Origin of the sequence: Kaistella haifensis DSM 19056 (genome assembly GCF_000735695.2) — a bacterium.
Taxonomy (GTDB): Bacteria; Bacteroidota; Bacteroidia; order Flavobacteriales; family Weeksellaceae; genus Kaistella; species Kaistella haifensis.
This window is the reverse complement of record NZ_JASZ02000007.1, coordinates 51,395-69,613: the sequence shown is the minus strand read 5'-3', so window position 1 is coordinate 69,613 and position 18,219 is coordinate 51,395. Positions and strand designations below refer to the sequence as shown.

Sequence of the window (18,219 nt, the reverse complement as noted above, 5' to 3'; positions counted from 1 at the left end):
ATTCGATGCCCGAAGTTTCCATCATCACTCCCGTCTATAATTCTTCAAAATTTTTAGCCCAAACGATCGAATCGGTATTTGCACAAACTTTCACCGATTGGGAGTGGCTGATTACGGATGATCAATCTACAGACGATTCTGTGAAGATGATTCAGGAACTCAATGACCATCGGATAAAACTCACAATTTCCGAGAAAAATGGTGGCGCTGGACATGCCCGGAATTTATCTTTAGAAAAAGCCACCGGAAGATTCATCACTTTTTTAGATGCCGATGATTACTGGGAACCGAATTTCCTTGAAGAAATGGTCGCTTTTATGAAAAAAGAAAATGCCGAACTCGCCTACTCCAATTACGCGAGATGCGACGAAAATCTGAGCCCAAAAATCGAAGATTTCAAAGCTGATAAAGAAGTAACTTTCGGTAATTTATTGAAAACCTGCAGACTTTCTTTATTAAGTTCCATGTATGATTCTCAAAGAGTTGGAATTGAATTTTTCCCGGAAGCAAGCAAGCGTGAAGATCATGTAATGTGGTTGAATTTGCTCAAGAAAATCTCCGTTGGGAAACCGCTTCCCAAAACGATGGCGAAATACCGAATGCACGCAACCAGCATTTCCCGAAAAAAAACAAACATCATGAAAGACCAATATTTAGTATACAAAGACTTCATGAAATTTTCAACCGCAAAATCATTGTATTACACTGCCAATTGGGCTTTGAACGGATTTATGAAATACTCAAAACTTTTTAATTAATGGAATATTCAAAAGAATTCAAACAGGCTTTAAGCGAATTTTCGTCGATAGAAAAAGATCGATTGATTTTCCGTTTGTTGAAAAAGGACAAATTACTCTCGAAGAAACTCTATTTTGAACTGATTGATCCCGAAACGACCGATCAAAAAAGAAATCAAATGGAAGAAAATATTCGTGAAAAAACCATGTTGGCCGCAAAATACATTGCAAATCCGAAATATTACCTGGTGATCATCCGAAGAATCAGCGCTGAAATTACCGAACATGTGAAAGTAACGACCGACAAATTCGGCGAGGTTTATCTGAATCTTTTTTTGGTTCATGAAATCTTGGAAAACAATGATTCTTTTGCGAAGCAAAGATTCGACAACGTCTATAAACTCTACATTTATTTAATCAATAAAGTCGTTCGCGCTTTGTTGTTCATAAAGAAAATTGATGAAGATTATTGGATGGAATTTGATGAGATTTTAGGAAAAATAGACCACAAAGTTCATCAAAACAGCTATTTGGAAAAATTATTCATCGATAACGGGATCGATTTCAATTGGTTGCAATCTGAAAACCTTCCGGAAAACTTAGATTTAATCATAAAAAACATTAAAAACCAAGGATTTTTACGATAAAATTTTCTTCAAAATAATATCCGAAGCATTCGGTTGCGAATCGATGAAATTTCTAGCATTTTCGCTCATTTTTTTCATGGATTCCTCATCATTTAAAAGGTTTAGAATATAAGGCGCTGCGAAAAATTCATCCTCAAAGGATTTGCCTCCGTGTTGCGGAATCAGCTCATCTGCTTCCGGATTTTTCTGGTAATGATCACCAAAAAGAACTGGAATGCCAAATGTTGCTGCCTCTAAAATATTATGAAGTCCTTTGGAATGAAAACCACCGCCAACAACCGCCAGATCACCATAAGAATATAGTTTGGAAAGTATGCCAATGCAATCGATAATAAGAACTTGGGAATTGGACGAATTAAAAACCTGCGAATTCGTCAATTGCGAATAGAGCATCGCATTGGGGAAAATCTCCTTCAAATTGGCAACTCTTTTCAAATCATGTGGCGCAATAATGATTTTCAAATCGCGATTTTTCGAGGCGACAATTTCTGCTAATCGTTCCTCGGATTCCCACGAACTTCCGAAAACGATGGTCTTTTTATTTTGTTTAAATTCGTCGATATATTCCACAAAATTATCTCTTTCTCTCAACTTTTTTACGCGGTCAAATCTCGTATCTCCTGCGGTAGAAGAGTTCGAAAGGCCAATGCTTTTCGCCAAAGCAGTTGAATGTGTGGTTTGATGAAAAAACCAATCTACATTCTTCGAAAGTTGTTCCACAAACCAGTTCCCGTAAGCTTTGAAAAAAACCTGAGTTTCATAAAAAAGTGCAGAAACCACAAAAACTTTCGCGCCTTGCTTTTTTAATTCATCCAACAGATTATACCAATAATCATATTTTACAGTGAAAAATATATCGGTTTTAAAATGAGATGTAAATTCGTCTATCCAGATTTTTTTATCGAAAGGCAAATAGCAAATCGCATCTGCAATGGTATTTTTATGAATCACATTTTCGTATCCGGAAGGTGAAAAAAAAGTAATGAGAATTTTGTGATGAGGAAGTTTTTCTTTCAATTTTTCCAAAACAGGAAGCCCTTGTTCATATTCGCCCAAACTCGCTGCGTGCATCCAAATCACTTGATCTTCGGCTGAAAATTTCGATTTCACGGTATCGCAAGATTGCCTTCTTCCAGCCAAACCTTTTTTTAATTTATAATTAAAAATCGCCCCGATTTTCATCGAGAAAATCAGCAAGGAGACGAATATGTTGTAGATGAATTTCATTAATAATGCAATTTAAACCGCAAAAGTTGCAAAAGTTTTTTTGTTTCTCTGAAGTTATTCAAAAGATAAAAAAATAAAATGGAAAAACTTATTTTTCATTTCAGAATGATCAAATTATCAGCGTTTTACAAAATGCGACTTTAACAATTCTCTACAAAAAACCATGTTCAGAAGTTTTGTTATTTCTAATCTATTTTTATAAAATTCGTTTCACAAACCGCAATTTGTGGGTGTGCTTTGCTAAATCTTTATTGAAAATTCCTGTAGAATCCAGCAAATCGATTCTTACTTTTCCGTAAGCGTGAATAATTTTTTGATCTTCCAACAGGATTCCCACATGGGAAATTTTGCCTTCCAGATTTTCAAAAAATGCCAAATCTCCGGGTTCACTTTCTTCCACAAAATCTAAAAAATTTCCCACTTCCGCCTGCTGGTAAGCATCTCTAGGCAGCTGAATTCCGTGAACTTTGAAAACCAATTGTGTAAATCCGCTGCAATCAATCCCGAAAAAACTTCGTCCGCTCCACAAATATGGGACATTTAAAAAGCGTTGCGCGGTTTCAGAAAGTGATTTCCCGGTTGCTTCCCGCAAAGTTTGTTCTTCATCAGAAACTATTTCACTTCCTATAGAAAGCAAGATTTTACCTTCCTTAAAATTAAAAACTTTAAAATCTTCGGTAAGAATTTGCGCGGTTTTTTGGGCAAAATCTTCCTCGGGAATTTTGGAAATTTGCTTTGCATCAACCCAACCCTCGTAGTCATCAAAATCCATTTTTATTTTTGAAAAGCTCCCGTTTTCTTCGATAATTTCCACCTTTTCGCCATAGAGAAGTTGGGAAACCATCTCCGACTGATGCGAGTTTTCTGCCCGAAGTGGCGCTACCGAAACATTGCAAATTCCTTTTTCCATAAATTATTTCTCGCTGGTGAACCGATTTTGCTAATTATTTAATTATGCTAAAAAGTATTATACTCTCGCTGATTAAACTGATTCAGCAGATGATTAGTCTTCAAATTTATATACTACTCTTTTGATCGAATCCAATATATTAACTGTATTAAAATTTACTAAAATTCCTAACCTTTTATCTGCCAATTTCAAGTAGGTAGATAATTGTTTATAATGAATGTCTTCTAAATTCTTTACCGACTTCAATTCAATTATTACTGAATCTTCGACTAAAATATCAATTCTAAAAATACAATCAAAAACAATATCATTATAAACAATAGGAAAAGGAACCTCGTATTTCACTTGTAATCCCAAATCTTCTAGTTCATAAATCAAAACTTTTTGGTATATTGATTCCAATAAACCTGGGCCTAAACCATTATAGACATTAAAAATCGCTTTTCTTATTTGATATGAGATTTCATTTTCAGTCATAATGATACAATTTCAATTAAAAATCTGTAAAATCCCCTCGATCTGCGAGAGTACTCTAAATTTTTCTCATTAAATTCACCCCGTCGCGCAAAGGTAAAATAAGATTTTCAAAATCTTCGTCCTGAGCAACCAAATCATTCAGCTCTTTGATATTTTGCGTAGCTTTCGTCTTCGGATTTTCCTCCAAAACTTTTCCGTACCAAAGTACATTATCAAACATCACCACCGAACCCGATTTCAACTGCGGTTTGATGAGCTTGAAATATTCCACATAATTTTCTTTATCTGCATCGATGAAAACGAGATCAAAAATTTCGTTGGTTTCTTTCAAAAATACTTTCGCATCTTGAATTTTAAAGTCTATTTGCGCTGAATATTCACTTTCATTAAAGTACTTTTGAGGTAAATACGCCAGATCTTCGTTCACATCCAAAGTGGTGATCTTTCCTTCTTTTGCTAAACCTTCCGCCAAACATAAAGTCGCATAACCCGTGAAAGTCCCGATCTCGAGCACGCTTTTCGGCTGCATCATTTTAGAAAGAATAGAAAGCAATCTTCCTTGTTGATAACCGGAAATCATGTGCGGTTGCGTGGTTTTTTGGTAAGTTTCTTTTCTCAACTTTTTCAAAATCGCAGGTTCCGCAGAAGCATGATTTTCTAAATATCGGTCCATTTCCGGACAGTTTTCTTCAAAAAAACTCATGGTAATTTTTTTTCAAATTTAAGGAAATAAAAAAATCCCGAAAATACTCGGGATTTCTCATCTTTTGGGTTGATTTTAATTTTTCACAGGCGCGATATCCATCAATTTCATAAACTCGTCGAGTTTCGGCATGATGATAATTTCAGTTCTGCGGTTTTCTGCTCTTCCGGAAACTGATGCATTCGTAGTTTTCGGGTTGTATTCGCTACGTCCGCCCGCTGTAATTCTGGCAGGATTTACACCGAATTTCGTCTGAAGGATTTTCGCCATTGAAGTTGCCCGTAAAGCGGATAAATCCCAGTTATCTTTCGGTAGATTGGCTGAATTTAACGGAACATTATCGGTATTTCCTTCAATTAAAACGGAATAAGTATCGTAATCATTAATCACCTGAGCTACTTTACCCAGAACATCTTGCGCAGCCGGCAAAACATTGTAATCGCCGGTTTTGTACAACATTTGATCGGAAAGTGAAATCATTACCACGCCTTTTAAAACTTTCACCTGAACGTCTTTGTCCGCAACATCATCCAGCGATCTTTTCAATTTGTTGGAAAGTGCGAGATTCAAACTGTCGTTTTTCGAATTGGTAGAAATCAATTGCTTGATATATTTATTCGAAGAATTGATCTCACTGATAAGTTTGTCGATATTCGCAGATCCTTTTCCTGAATTCGCCAAACATGCATCCAATGATGTTTTCAACGCATTATTTTGGTCTCTCAACAAATTATTTTCACTCGACAAACCGGAATTGGTCGCTTTCAAATCCTGAATTTCTCTTTGTCGTTCGCCGATATTGGTGATGCATTGATTATAATTTAAATTTAAAGCATCAAATTGCTTTTTGCTTACACACGAGGTGAGCGTAAGTGCCATTATTGCAATGGCTAAAAGGGTTCCTGTTCTCATAAAAATAGATTTATTTAAGCCAAAAATAGAGAAATCGATTGAAACAGAAGAATTATCTTTGCCAAATAATTCTTAAAATTGCTGACCAAAGAAACATTTAATCACGCGCTCCGAAATTTGCTTCAAAACCCAGAAAGCAGCAATTTTTTGCTTGCGGTAAGCGGTGGCGCAGATTCGATGGCGCTTTTGCAACTGTTCTATTCTTTAGAATTGAAATTGCAAGTAGCGCATGTAAATTATCATTTAAGAGGAGCAGACTCCGATGCTGACCAGCAATTGGTGCAGGATTTTTGCTCGGAAAACAACATTCCGTTTCATCTTTATGAAGTAAGCGACAAAGATCAAAAGCCCGAAAATTCCATCCAGAATTGGGCAAGAAATCTTCGATATGATTTTTTTAGAAAAATTCAAAAAACAGAAAATCTCGATTATTTGGTCACTGCGCATCACCTCAACGATCAGTTGGAAACTTTTCTCATTAATCTATCAAAAGCATCTGGAATTCATGGTTTAAGTGGAATTCCTGCTAATGAAAACCAAATTTTACGACCACTTTTGAATTTTACAAAAGATGAAATTTATGCGTTTGCCGAAGCCAATAATTTGGAATTTCGGGAAGATGTTTCCAATCAAAAGAATGAATATTTAAGGAATTTTATCCGAAATGAAATTGCACCGAAACTCTTCGAAACCAACGAAAATTTTCTACAGAATTTTGCTAAAAGTTTAAATTTTCTCAACCAAACCAAACGATTTGTAGAAGAAAAAATTCAGCAAATCGAACGCGAACTGGTCTCGGAGAAAGATCATGTTTTATACCTTAACAAAGCGAAATTTGCGGAACAAGACGATCTGACGAAATTTGAAATCCTGAGGAAATTTGGTTTTCAAGATGAAAAAGAAATTGCAAAAATCTTCAATGCAGACAAAGGAAAAACCTTCAATTCCGCAGAATTTCAATTGCTGGTCGATCGCGAGAATTTCGTTTTTATTGAAAATACTTCTAACCAAAATTCAACTGAAAATTCAGAAGAAATCATTATCGCAGAAAGTCTTTCAAGCATTAATAATCGTGACATTTCTCTTTCAAAATGGATCATTAATGAAAACGAAACGCATTGGGTTTATGATGAAGAAAAGCTGATTTTTCCTTTAAAATTAAGAAAGAAAAAACGTGGCGATTTGATTCTCCCAATCGGGATGATAGGCAAAAAGACCGTTTCGAAGTTTTTTAAGGATGAAAAAATCCCTATTTTAGCCCGGCAGAAAATCTGGCTTTTGTGCAATGGAAATGATGAAGTAATGGGAATTCTCCCGCATCGTCAAGACCGTAGATTTTCCGCTAATCAAGATACTAAAAGTACAATAAAAATCAAATTTTAACCTTATTTATCGAGGTTTAAAACAAATGTAAAAATGAAATTCAAAAATTGGATCGTCCTCATCATTCTTTTCTTTTTTCAGGGAATTTCTGCTCAGATTAAAGATCCTGTAAAATTCAAATACAACATCAATCCGCTTCCCAACGGAGTTTACGAAGCGGTTCTTACCGCAACCATCGAAAAAAACTGGCATATATATTCCAAAGATTTACCGCCGGATTCCGGGATTCCTACCGAAATGAAACTTTCTTCAAAAGAAGGAATTCAATTGATTGGAGGAGTGGTAGAAGTGGGAAAAAAACACGACGAATTTTCGGAAGCGTTCGGCGCGCAAATCGTTTATTTCTCGGATTTGGTGCTTTTTAAGCAAAAAATTAAACTTAAAAATCCTGCAAAACCAGCAACAGTTGCTGCAGAAATTACCTACCAAACCTGCAACGACCGCGTTTGCCTGGCTCCAAATACTTTAGAATTTGAACAAAAAATCGCGGCAACAGCAACGGAAAATACGGTAACAGAAACCAAAGTTGAAACCGAAACACCTATTGAAAACGCTGTCGCAAAAGATTCCGTAACAGAAATTACCGCAACGCAAACTGCTGTAGCAACTCCTACATCAACGGTTGCTCCGGAACAAAAAGGGTTGAAAGTTTCTTCCATAGATTTCCAAAATCCTTTGACCGATTGCGGAATGGAAAAACAAGAAAACAACGAAAATTTCTGGACTTATTTGCTTCTTGGATTTTTCGGTGGGCTCATCGCATTGCTTACTCCATGCGTATTTCCGATGATTCCGCTGACCGTTTCCTTCTTCACGAAAGGTTCAAAAGATCAAGCGAAAGGCAAGCGCGATGCTTTTATTTACGGATTTTTCATCCTGCTGATTTTTGTTTTGTTGAGTGTGCCTTTCCATATTATTGATGGAATCGCGGGGAATATTTTCAACCAAATTTCAACCAGTGTTTGGCTGAATATCGCTTTTTTCATCATTTTCATTTTCTTTGCTGGAAGCTTCTTCGGATATTACGACATCACTTTACCGAGTTCCATTGCCAATAAATCTTCGAAAGCGGAAGATGCAGGCGGAATCATCGGAATTTTCTTTATGGCGCTCACTTTGGTGATTGTTTCTTTCTCTTGTACCGGACCTATTTTGGGAAGTTTGCTCGGAAGCGCGGTGACCGGTTCAGCGAATGTTCCGATGTTGCTCACTTTTGCTTTGGCAGGTTTCGGACTGAGCTGGGCGATCGTTTTCGGACTTTTGGCATTGTTCCCGCAGGCTTTGCAGAGTTTACCGAAATCCGGCGGTTGGATGAACACCGTGAAAGTAGTTTTAGGATTCATCGAACTTGGATTGGCATTGAAATTTTTGTCGAAAGCAGATTTGGTTTCAAAGACCTTCTTCCTGAAAAGAGAGTTGTTCATCGTACTTTGGATCCTTATTACTATCGGATTGGTATTGTACTTATTTGGTAAAATTAAATTCCCACATGATGACAAAAAACAAAAAATCTCATTAACCAGAAAAATATTCGGGTTACTAGGGATTGGTTTTATAGTGTATTTAATTCAAGGTTTAATTCCTGCCGAAAGACCAAAGCTGCAAATGCTTTCCGGGATTTTGCCTCCGATAAATGTAAGTTATCTTCACAAAGAAGAAGACGGAATTTTGGGAATGCATCCGGAACATGATTATTTCAAAGCCATTGAATTAGCAAAAAAAGAAAACAAACCTGTACTCATCGATTTCACAGGTTATGGTTGCGAAAATTGCCGAAAAATGGAGGAATTTGTGTGGAGCGAACCCGATATTTTACCGATTCTTCAGAACGATGTGGTTTTAGCTTCATTATATGTGGATGATAAAGAAGAACTGCCGGAAAACGAGCAAACCAAAATCGATATGGGAAATGGACAAATGAAAAAAATCAAAACTATCGGCGACAAATGGTCGATGTTTCAACAGGTGAATTTCAACAATAATTCCCAACCGCATTATGTGTTGGTTTCGCCGGATGGAAAAGTAATCAACACCCCGGTTTCCGGTTACATGCCGAAAGAAGATTTTAAAAACTTTCTGAATTGTGGAATTGAATTTTTCAAGAAAAACAAATAGAATTCCACTTAAAATAGAAAATGTCCGCTCCAGAAAGTGCGGACATTTTTTTATATCTGAAATGCTTAATTAAGGATTTGTTACCGGAACACTGCTGAATCCAATTGAAGTTTTCAGCGAAATATCGGAAGTTGGAGATTGTTTCAAAACATAAACGATTCTTGCCTGAACGGCACCGGATTTCATTAAATTATCCAAAGTTTTGGTCGTATTTGCATCTAAAGAAAGTGTAGTTCCTACATTGTCGGCAATTGCATCTCTGGAGGCAACCAAAACTTCATTCGCGCCATTATTTGAAAGATAAACCTGCACCGATTTGAAAACGCCCATACTCGTATCATTACCTACCGACATCGTCACGTTCGATACCCGGATGTCTTTCACATTTGCTCCGGCTCCAGTCAATTGGTTGATACTTTGCGCAGCGGAAACACTCGACAAAGTAGGTATTGGCAGGAGATCCTGAAGTAACGATCACTGTTGCGTTGTACGTAAATGTATTTTTAAGATTGAAGAAACGGTGGAGCAACTTGCTAATGTTGCAGTGGCAACCACGGCTGATAAAAATAAATTTTTCATAATAGTAAATTTAATATGAAGCGTTTCATTCAGAAATTATACCAACTATGTTAATTAACAGAAGATTAACTATGCCGGTTATTAAAATATTTACCTGATGCTTACCGAAAATTTGCCCTTAGATTCTCCTGAAGCCATATTGCTTTTGCCGATAATGAGCCAGATTTCCCCATTTTCACGAGATTTAAACAAGATGTCAGAATTAAGATTTCGACGCTAAAGTTTTCGACGCTCTTTCCTAAGTAAAATCCTTATCTTTGGAAGAGAAAAAAAAATAAATGTTCAGCAATCTACGACACAAAATGGAGCGTCAGTGGTTCGGTGTTCTCACCAGAATGGGCGCAAAACTGGGAATTCCGGTTTCTAAACTTCGGGTATTTTTTATCTATTCGACTTTTGCTACTGCCGGAGTTTTTTTTCTGATTTATCTGGGTTTGGCTTTCACTTTGTGGATCAAAGATATGTTTATCACCCGCCGACCAAGCGTTTTCGATTTATAACTTGATAAGTTAATGATTTTATGGTAATGGAATATTTACAGGTGCATTCTTTTGATGATTTTCGAGCTCAACAGATTTTCCAATCTTATTGCGAAACCTTTCCCGAAGATGAAAGACGCAGCGAAAAACAATTTCAATCCTTATTTTCTAATCCGAATGTAAAAGTTTTTTCTGTACTGAAAGACCTCAAAAATATTGGTTACCTCATCGTTTGGGAACTCAGCAATTCGGTATTTGTGGAGCATTTCGAGATTTTTTCAGAATACCGTAGTTTAAAATATGGTTCAGAAATTATTGCCGATTTGTTCAGAGATTATTCCCATATCATCCTCGAAGCAGAACCGGAAACGTTGAACGACGATGCGCAACGCCGAATCGAATTTTACAAAAGAAACGGATTCAGAATCATTGATGAACAGTACATCCAACCGAGTTATGGCGAAGGAAAATCCCCATTAAACCTTTGGTTATTGGCCAATTGGCAACCCGAAAAACTAGAATGGATCAAAGAGGAAATCTACGATATCGTCTATCGAAAACTTTAGCAATTAATCCACCTCATACTCGAGTTTAATCGTAATACTTGCTTCTTTATCTTTGGAAGCTGTGTTGAAAGTACCTCCGTACGAATATTCTTCAGTAGAATTAGGTGCGGTAATTTGCGTAACTCCCATAGTAGCTTTTTTCAAATTGCCTAAGGAACTCCCTGCATTTTCAGCGATTTTCTCGGCGCGTTGTTTCGCATCTTTGGTGGCATCAGCGATCATTTGTTGCTTCACATCTGCCAATTTGGTATAAAAATAATTCGGTGGCGAAGAAGTAAACTCAATGCCTAAATTAATGATTTCAGTGATATTTCTGGACAAATTCTCAATTTTAGCCACGTTTTTACTTTCAATAGAAACGGTTTGAGAAAGTTGATATCCCGCAAAAGTTTGTTGACTTCTACCATTGACATCGGTGGAATAATTAAATTGCTTCTGAATATCTACCGCCGAAAAAACCATTTCATTCTTCGGAATTCCTTTTGAAACCAAATAATTTTCAATAATTTTTTTATCGTTGGCCAATTCGTCGTAAGCAGATTTCAGTTCAAAACTGTTTCTCGAGAAATTCCCGCTCCACGCGATTAAATCTGAAGTAAATTTCTTGGTTCCCAATCCCGTTACAGAAATGGTATTTTCAGATTTATTTCGATTTTTAATGGCGTTTCCCAACAAGGCTAACCCAATAACGAAACCTAAAGAAGCAATGGCGATGGCAATGATATTTCTGTTCATGATTTATAATTATTTCAAAATGAGTAACAAAAAGTATTCCTTCTTCTTTAGAAATCGGATTATTTATGCAGGTAAACTGGTAAAGTATCTTCTAAAATGAAAAGTATTTTCGACAGATTTTTTGCTTTAATGAACTGATTAATTTCAGGCTTTAATCCAATTGAAAATTGCAGAAATTCGGAAATTTTTCCCTGAGGAATCCCCATTTTGACAAAATAATCATCGTCGATACGTTGTCGTATCCAGCTTATATTTTCTTGTAGATCTTCATAGCGATATTCTGCCTTCATGCGTCTTGCATCACCGCTAATTAAATCATAAATCGCCTGCGGTTTAACGCTTAAAGAAAGTAATGAATACAGTACATCTTTTTTAAATTCCGCAGGTTTTTCTCGAGGTTTTTCTGGTGGTCCCGGAATTCCAACTGCTTTCTCAACTTGTGCAGTTTTGTCTATTTTAGTTAAGCTTTTGGAATCTTTATTCAAATCACCGGTTAATTTCAACGAAGAAACTTTTACCTCTTCAATTTCTTCAATCATTCTTAAAAGGGAAACTTTAACAGGATTATTAAAATCAATTTCTTTGATAATGTGTGAATTCCGCTCAAAACCATTTCGCACAAATCTTAATTCGTTTTGCGGTGAAGCCTCTATTGAAAATTCACCATTAAGATTGGTTGTAGTTTTCTGATTGGTTGAGACATTAATCACCAAAACCGCAGGTAATGGACGTCCATCTTCATCAGTAACAATGCCTGAAACAATTTGAGAGAAAACATGCTGCGAAAAATAAATCATAATCAGCACAAGAAACCGGGTCATCAAGAGCCAATTTTTCTGGTTTTAATGTATTCCGCGTAAGCCATTTTCATCTCCGCACTGATTTGTGCAACATCAAATGATTTTCGGTACTTTTTGGCCAATTCATACGAACGATCTGCATAAATCAAGAAACGGTCGATTTCCTCCTCATCCCAACCTTGATTGGTATAAAAACTCAAATCCATCGTAGTTTTAATTCTGCGGTAAAACTCCTGGGTTTCGGCATAGTTGGCTTTCGTAAGCGGTTGTTGTGTGGCTTTATTAAACAAACCTGACAAAGCAGAAGCCAGTTTCAGAAGGTCAGCTTGGCCTGCATTATAATTCGGTTGAGCAAATGCGGAAGGCGTTGAAAGTTTCGGTACCACTTCGGTTAACGGTGACTTCATATAAAAATCCATCGAGGAATTTAACGCAACTACCCTTTTCGGTGGATCTAGGGATTTCACATCTTTTTTCAGATTTCCCGTGGCTTGAAATGCCAATTCGATTTCTTCAATTAAATAAGGCGCTTTGGACAATGTAACATTCAATGGTTTTAAGAAATTTTCGCTCGAAACTTTTTGTACAAATCTTTCGTAAGTATTTTTCAAAACACGAATTTCATCGCCATTTTTGGCTGCTATCATAAAGTTTCCATCTCGATCTGAAACAATTTTCTCATCGGTTCTCATATTGATCACCACAGCATCGGGAAGTTTGTCCCCCAAGTCGGTAGAAACTTTCCCAAAAATATATTCCTGAGAAAACAAAAGAGACGAGCAAACTAGCAGAAATAGAAGGAGTAATTTTGGTTTCATTGGCAAATTTTTATTAAAAGTAATTTTTTTTAACTACACTTTTTAAAGTTTAACCTCCGTTAACGCTTTTATGAATTTTTTTAGAAAGTTCTCTTCGCTTAAACGTTAAATATTTTGGGAATCCGGGTGATCGGGAAACACTGCTCTCGCGTGAGGGATAGAAGCGGCATCCTTTTTCAGTAGCGGCGGCTCCGCCGCCGCTACTGAAAAAGATATAGCGGAAAGCCCGGCCTGAAGGAGGAAATGACGCCGCGCCCGCCGAAGGCGGGCGCGGCAAAATGACCGACGGAAGGACACGCCCTAATTTTTTGCAGTTAGGAATAATTTTTGTTTATCTTTGCACTCTTACAAAAAATTGGGGTTGACTGGTTTCGACAGCAAGATCAATGGGTAAGTAAGCATGCAGAGAACCGTAGCGCGATCTCTTTAATCCCTTGCTACACAATTTTAACTGGCGACCAAGAGTTTGCTCTTGCAGCTTAATCCGAATTACAGTAGGATTCAGCGTTTTCCCGAAGTATAGTAAGGAAGCAAGATATCCCGCAGAAGTTCTGTTTCGCGACGTCTGATTCCGGGGTATAGCAATGCGGAAATAAGGTTTTGGAAACTTCGGCCAAAGCACGAAAACTAAAGAAGATAAGTCGTAAATTGGGTGTCTGTGCTCTGTTTACGATCGAAAACCAAACACAGAATAAGCATGTAGAAAGCTTACGTGTTGCTTGTTTGGACGAGGGTTCGAATCCCTCCAACTCCACGAAAATCCCTGTAAAATATTGATTTACAGGGTTTTTTATTTTCAGGCGCTATTTAAGGTGCTAATATATCATTTGAAAGTTTATCTCGTATCGCTTACTTTATTTGATTTGATTGAAAAGTTTTTTAATTAATTCTGTATTAATAACAATTTCAGCACTTCCTTTAAGTTCTTTGTTAGAAGGAATGTTTTTAGCAAAAGAAGTTTTTAAGCCTTTAGGAAAATATACATTTACATAAAAGTCATTTTTTCCGTTAGGAATAAGTGATGTATTATGTACTTGTCCTTCCAGTACTCCATATTCCTGATAGGGGAAGTCATACAATTTAATAATAACCTTTTGACCTATTTTTATTTTTTTTGAATCACTTTTAGAAACTGTAAGCAATCCTGCTATAGTCTTATTTTTCTGGTTATTATTTTGAATATTTTGAGGAATAATAGTTATTTTAGAATTAACAAATTCAGGATATTTTACAGAATATCCTATGAATAATAAAAAAATAATCAATATTACAGAAATTAAAAAGTTTCCCTTTAAGATTAGCCAATAAGGAAGTTTATTCAATAGATTTTGCACACCTGTTGAACGCAATTCTGAATCATTGAGATTTTCTCTTTCTATTTTAGTTTCCAAGTTCTAACTGGTCTTTAATTAAACGATAATATTCTCCTTGCATTGTTACTAATTCATTATGTGTACCTTCTTCCACTACTTTTCCTTTATCCAACACAATAATTTTATCTGCATTTTTAACAGTAGATAATCTATGAGCAATTACAATGGCTGTTTTACCTTCAAAAAATTGTTTTAGATTTTGCATGATAACTCTTTCATTTTTGGCATCTAAAGAGCTTGTAGCTTCATCAAAAAAGATATATTCAGGGGATTTATATACAGCCCTTGCAATAAACAATCTTTGCTTTTGTCCTCCACTCATTCCTATACCTTCATTTCCAATTTGTGTATTTTGATGGAGGGGTAAACCATCAACAAAATCTTTAATATTAGCTATTTCAATTGATTTTTTTAATTTCTCTTCATCTATATTATCATCGCCAACTACAATATTTTCAGCAATGGTATCATTAAAAACATAACCCTCCTGCATCACTACGCCACAATGTTCCCTCCAGAATTTTGGAGAAATTGTATTGATATTGGTATTTCCTATTTTTATTTCTCCATTAACAGGTTCATAGAATTTCAGTAACAATTTCAGTAATGTAGTTTTCCCACTCCCACTTGCACCAACAATAGCAGTAGTTTTTTGATAAGGAATATTCAGATTAAGATTTTCAAAAATAAAATCCTCTGAACCTATATATCTGAAAGAAACATCTTTTATTTGAATGTCTTTTTTAGGAATTTCAGTAGTATATTGCTCATCTTTGTTTTCCTCGTCTTCTTTATCATGGATTTCTCCCAATCGCTCTAAAGATATTTTGGCATCCTGTGATTGCTTAATAAATTCAATTAGCTGTAACAGAGGGCTGTTTAACTGCCCAATGATATACTGAACAGAAAGCATCATCCCTAAAGTAAGATTACCACTTAAAACCAATTTAGCAGAAAGAAAGCTCACAAAAACATCTTTCATTTGATTGATAAAATTTCCACCCACAGACTGCCATTGTTCTAAAGAAAGAGACTTTATTTTAATTTTGAACAGTTCCAACTGTATGGATTCCCAAGCCCATCTTTTTTTCCTTTCAGCATTATGCAGTTTGATGTCCTGCATTCCATTAATCAGCTCTATTACTTTGCTTCTCTCCTGAGACATCTGACCAAATTTCTCATAATCTAATAGTTTCCTCTTTTTGAAAAAGAATAAAACCCAAGCCATATACAGAACAGCTCCTAAAAGAAATACAAGAAATAGTCTGTAGTCGTAGAAAAACAGTACAGCACTAAAAACAACAAGATTAACCAATGAAAACAAAATATTCAGAGAAGTATTGGTTAATAACTGCTCAATTCTATGATGGTCGTCTATTCTTTGTAATATATCTCCTGTCATTCTCGTATCAAAGCAACTAATGGGAAGTTTCATCAGTTTAATGAAAAAATCTGAAACGATGGATATATTAATTCTTGTAGAAAGATGCAGTAAAATCCAGCTTCTCACTATATCAAAACCCATCTTTCCTATAAATAACATTACTTGTGCTAAAAGAATAAGATATATAATGTTTAAATCCTGACTTTTTATTCCAATATCTACAATACTTTGAGTAAGAAATGGAAATACTAGGGTTAATAAACTTCCTATCAAAAGCCCAATAATTAGCTGTATTACGAGCCTTTTATATTTTATCAGGTATTTTAAAAGAAATGAAATACTGGCTTTATTTTCACTATCTTTAAATTTGGTTTGAAAGAATTTTGGCGTGGCTTCCAAAGCCAAAATAATACCTTCTTCAGTAGTTTCGTCTGCTTCTTCTCCAATCCAAGATTTGATAAAATCTTCTTTAGAATAAGATATTAAACCATAAGCAGGGTCTGAAACATAAACAGTATTATCTTTGTTATCAATTTCATAAACAACCACATAATGTACTTTTTTCCAATGTACAATACATGGTAGTGGAGTATCATTTTTTAATACCTCAAAATTGATTTTCATTCCAAGAGTATCAAAGCCTAAACTTTCAGCAGCTTCGCTCAATCCTGATAAATTACTGCCTTCCCTTGTGGTTTCAGCTAATTTTCTTATATGTTGTAAGGGTACTGTTTTACCATAGTGTTTACAGATAATTCGTAAGCAACTAGGCCCACAATCTTTAGCATCAGGTTGTTTATAGAAAGGGAAATTTTTTGATTTCATTTTTTAAATTTCTTCATCATCTACTAAATCCTGTGCGAAATACAAAATATCTTCTTTCTCATATTTTTCAGGAAATATAAATCCATTAACTAAAAAAGCTGGAGTAAAATTAAGTCCTTTGTTCAAGTTCTCATTCCTTATTTTCTGAATGAGGTCTATACTTTGATTATTATATAACCCAAATTTCTTTATAAAAGCATTATAATTTCTTTCTTTATACCAAAAATCCAATGCTTCTAAAAATTGCTTTTCAGTTGATGAATATAAATGAAGCAATGTTTTAAAGATGTTCTCAATTTGAATAGACATTTTTTCATCAGAATAATTAAATCTGATTTGAAAAGATTTATCATTTCCATTTTCTAAATAGAGCTTTTTTAGAATCTTATGTGCCTCTCCACAAAATTTACATTCAAGATTGGAGATAAGTGTAAAATGAACTTTTGCATCCTTATTTCCTAAAAAGAATAAGTTTTGATACTCAAATCCAATTTTTGATGTTGTAAGTAATTCTCTTTTAAAAATATCATAATTCCTTTTAAATCTGAGATTGATGGTATTTTCATTTTTCAGTTTGTTCTTTTCATCAATTGTTTTGTTAATAAAAATGTATAAAGGAAGGATTGAAAGAAAATATATAGCACCCAATATCAAAACCTCTACCGAAAAAGAATAATTAAAATAAAACAAACTTATTCCTGACTGAATAAGTAGAATAAAAATTAATATCAGGCATACTTTACATAGCTTTTTCTCTTTAACTAGCTGAATGTATAAGGAATAAGCTATTACAGGGAAGTTTACAACAGATAATATGATGATTAGAAATTGAGTAGTATTAATGAATAACCCCAGAATGTTTGTTGTAAGAAGGTAAAACAAGGCAATATCAGAGAGCTTTAATCCAAAAATGCTTATTTGGTCTGATTGCATGAGTTGTTGGCATGAGCTTTCCTCTTTTTCATCATTGCAGATTTTATCTACAATAATGGATTTTTCGCCATGCTTATTTTTGTAAATCTCAAAACAATAATATAGCCCTACAAGGGATATTACAATATAGGCAACTTCTGAAATACTGAATTTCCACAAAGAATAACCCAAGATAAGACCAATAATCCCCAATGCGATAAATTTAAGCGATTGCTTGAATTGATTTTTATCAGATGGTGTATCAATATGGGTAGGTTCTTCTTTCTTTTCAATAGCTACTACTATTCCTGTCCATTGTTTTAAAAATTCATCAAAACCAAATGTAAATGATTTATTTTGCTTATCAATTACAAGTACCTCTGAATCTTTTTTTATTATTAAAACCAAATCAGAAAAATGGTTCTTCAATGAAGAAATAAATACTTCAGGCAAATCTTCAAAATGCTCATTTTCAAATTTGGATATGACATTTTCTATATGAAAGGTATCAAAAGTATTTTCAATGGCTGACAAACTAGGATAATCAGGATGAGATAAAAAATATTCATTAAATCGTTTTCCATTAACTATATAGCCATTTAAACGAATAAGCTCATTTAGTAAAAATTCTGTCATA

General features: G+C 35.0%; 18 protein-coding genes and 1 other RNA gene. 7 read left to right on the top strand and 12 right to left on the bottom strand.

The genetic code is table 11. The features are described from left to right. The first annotated feature begins 5 nt into the window (after positions 1-5). Both AP75_RS05105 and AP75_RS05100 read left to right on the top strand, forming a co-directional pair. A complete protein-coding gene (locus tag AP75_RS05105) occupies positions 6-758 on the top strand; it encodes a glycosyltransferase family 2 protein (RefSeq protein ID WP_031501570.1) in 753 nt (250 codons plus the stop codon). After that, positions 758-1,384 (top strand): hypothetical protein, encoded by a 627-nt coding sequence (locus tag AP75_RS05100; protein WP_031501569.1) that lies wholly within the window; start codon positions 758-760, stop codon positions 1,382-1,384. Before AP75_RS05105 ends, AP75_RS05100 begins: the two co-directional genes overlap by 1 nt. Here the strand turns inward: AP75_RS05100 and AP75_RS05095 are convergent. From AP75_RS05095 to AP75_RS05075, 5 genes are all read right to left on the bottom strand, one after another. Continuing rightward, the gene (locus AP75_RS05095) at positions 1,376-2,611 is read right to left on the bottom strand and encodes a 3-deoxy-D-manno-octulosonic acid transferase (protein ID WP_031501568.1); all 1,236 of its coding nucleotides are present in this window, start codon (positions 2,609-2,611) and stop codon (positions 1,376-1,378) included. The two genes, AP75_RS05100 and AP75_RS05095, sit on opposite strands and share 9 nt — an antisense overlap. Positions 2,612-2,807: 196 nt before the next feature. Beyond that, on the bottom strand, positions 2,808-3,521 hold the full coding sequence (locus AP75_RS05090; protein WP_088263753.1) for a C40 family peptidase: 714 nt from the start codon (positions 3,519-3,521) through the stop codon (positions 2,808-2,810). Positions 3,522-3,614: 93 nt separating this feature from the next. Then, positions 3,615-3,998 carry a GxxExxY protein gene (locus AP75_RS05085; RefSeq protein ID WP_088263752.1) on the bottom strand — a complete coding sequence of 128 codons (384 nt, stop codon included), beginning with the start codon at positions 3,996-3,998 and terminating at the stop codon, positions 3,615-3,617. A gap of 55 nt (positions 3,999-4,053) precedes the next feature. Beyond that, positions 4,054-4,701, bottom strand: a complete 648-nt coding sequence (locus tag AP75_RS05080) for an O-methyltransferase (RefSeq protein ID WP_031501567.1) — start codon at positions 4,699-4,701, stop codon at positions 4,054-4,056. Positions 4,702-4,776: 75 nt separating this feature from the next. Further along, positions 4,777-5,613 carry an OmpA family protein gene (locus AP75_RS05075; protein WP_031501566.1) on the bottom strand — a complete coding sequence of 279 codons (837 nt, stop codon included), beginning with the start codon at positions 5,611-5,613 and terminating at the stop codon, positions 4,777-4,779. Between the two features lie 78 nt (positions 5,614-5,691). Here AP75_RS05075 and tilS point away from each other — a divergent pair, with 78 nt between their 5' ends. Together tilS and AP75_RS05065 are read left to right on the top strand one after the other, a co-directional pair. Further along, positions 5,692-6,996, top strand: coding sequence for a tRNA lysidine(34) synthetase TilS (gene tilS / locus AP75_RS05070; RefSeq protein WP_088263751.1), 1,305 nt, complete (start codon positions 5,692-5,694; stop codon positions 6,994-6,996). Positions 6,997-7,029: 33 nt separating this feature from the next. Next, positions 7,030-9,111, top strand: coding sequence for a protein-disulfide reductase DsbD family protein (locus tag AP75_RS05065; RefSeq protein WP_031501563.1), 2,082 nt, complete (start codon positions 7,030-7,032; stop codon positions 9,109-9,111). A 69-nt stretch (positions 9,112-9,180) separates the two neighbouring features. Here the strand turns inward: AP75_RS05065 and AP75_RS05060 are convergent, their stop codons facing one another. Then, positions 9,181-9,552, bottom strand: a complete 372-nt coding sequence (locus AP75_RS05060; protein ID WP_031501562.1) for a hypothetical protein — start codon at positions 9,550-9,552, stop codon at positions 9,181-9,183. A gap of 416 nt (positions 9,553-9,968) precedes the next feature. On the opposite strand from AP75_RS05060, the gene AP75_RS05055 reads away from it, so the two are divergent. Beyond that, positions 9,969-10,190, top strand: a complete 222-nt coding sequence (locus AP75_RS05055) for a PspC family transcriptional regulator (protein ID WP_031501706.1) — start codon at positions 9,969-9,971, stop codon at positions 10,188-10,190. Between the two features lie 26 nt (positions 10,191-10,216). Continuing rightward, positions 10,217-10,735 (top strand): GNAT family N-acetyltransferase, encoded by a 519-nt coding sequence (locus tag AP75_RS05050; protein ID WP_031501705.1) that lies wholly within the window; start codon positions 10,217-10,219, stop codon positions 10,733-10,735. A 3-nt stretch (positions 10,736-10,738) separates the two neighbouring features. Here AP75_RS05050 and AP75_RS05045 read toward each other — a convergent pair whose 3' ends face one another. Genes AP75_RS05045 through AP75_RS05035 form a run of 3 tightly spaced genes read right to left on the bottom strand, consistent with a single transcriptional unit; the run spans position 10,739 to position 13,088 of the window. After that, positions 10,739-11,470: an SIMPL domain-containing protein gene (locus AP75_RS05045; RefSeq protein ID WP_031501704.1), complete on the bottom strand. Its 732-nt coding sequence runs from the start codon at positions 11,468-11,470 to the stop codon at positions 10,739-10,741. Between the two features lie 59 nt (positions 11,471-11,529). Beyond that, positions 11,530-12,291: a carboxypeptidase-like regulatory domain-containing protein gene (locus tag AP75_RS05040; RefSeq protein WP_031501702.1), complete on the bottom strand. Its 762-nt coding sequence runs from the start codon at positions 12,289-12,291 to the stop codon at positions 11,530-11,532. Beyond that, positions 12,291-13,088: a hypothetical protein gene (locus AP75_RS05035; protein WP_034766385.1), complete on the bottom strand. Its 798-nt coding sequence runs from the start codon at positions 13,086-13,088 to the stop codon at positions 12,291-12,293. The genes AP75_RS05040 and AP75_RS05035 overlap by 1 nt, the downstream gene beginning before the upstream one ends. A 357-nt stretch (positions 13,089-13,445) precedes the next feature. Between AP75_RS05035 and ssrA the strand changes: the two genes are divergently transcribed. After that, positions 13,446-13,845, top strand: a transfer-messenger RNA (tmRNA) gene (gene ssrA, locus AP75_RS05030). 97 nt (positions 13,846-13,942) lie between these two features. On the opposite strand, the gene AP75_RS05025 is transcribed toward ssrA, so the two are convergent. Genes AP75_RS05025 through AP75_RS05015 form a run of 3 tightly spaced genes read right to left on the bottom strand, consistent with a single transcriptional unit; the run spans position 13,943 to position 18,218 of the window. Beyond that, on the bottom strand, positions 13,943-14,479 hold the full coding sequence (locus tag AP75_RS05025; RefSeq protein WP_088263749.1) for a hypothetical protein: 537 nt from the start codon (positions 14,477-14,479) through the stop codon (positions 13,943-13,945). Further along, positions 14,469-16,670 (bottom strand): peptidase domain-containing ABC transporter, encoded by a 2,202-nt coding sequence (locus tag AP75_RS05020; RefSeq protein ID WP_088263748.1) that lies wholly within the window; start codon positions 16,668-16,670, stop codon positions 14,469-14,471. Before AP75_RS05020 ends, AP75_RS05025 begins: the two co-directional genes overlap by 11 nt. A 3-nt stretch (positions 16,671-16,673) precedes the next feature. Further along, positions 16,674-18,218 carry a vitamin K epoxide reductase family protein gene (locus tag AP75_RS05015; RefSeq protein WP_088263747.1) on the bottom strand — a complete coding sequence of 515 codons (1,545 nt, stop codon included), beginning with the start codon at positions 18,216-18,218 and terminating at the stop codon, positions 16,674-16,676. Position 18,219 lies beyond the last annotated feature (1 nt).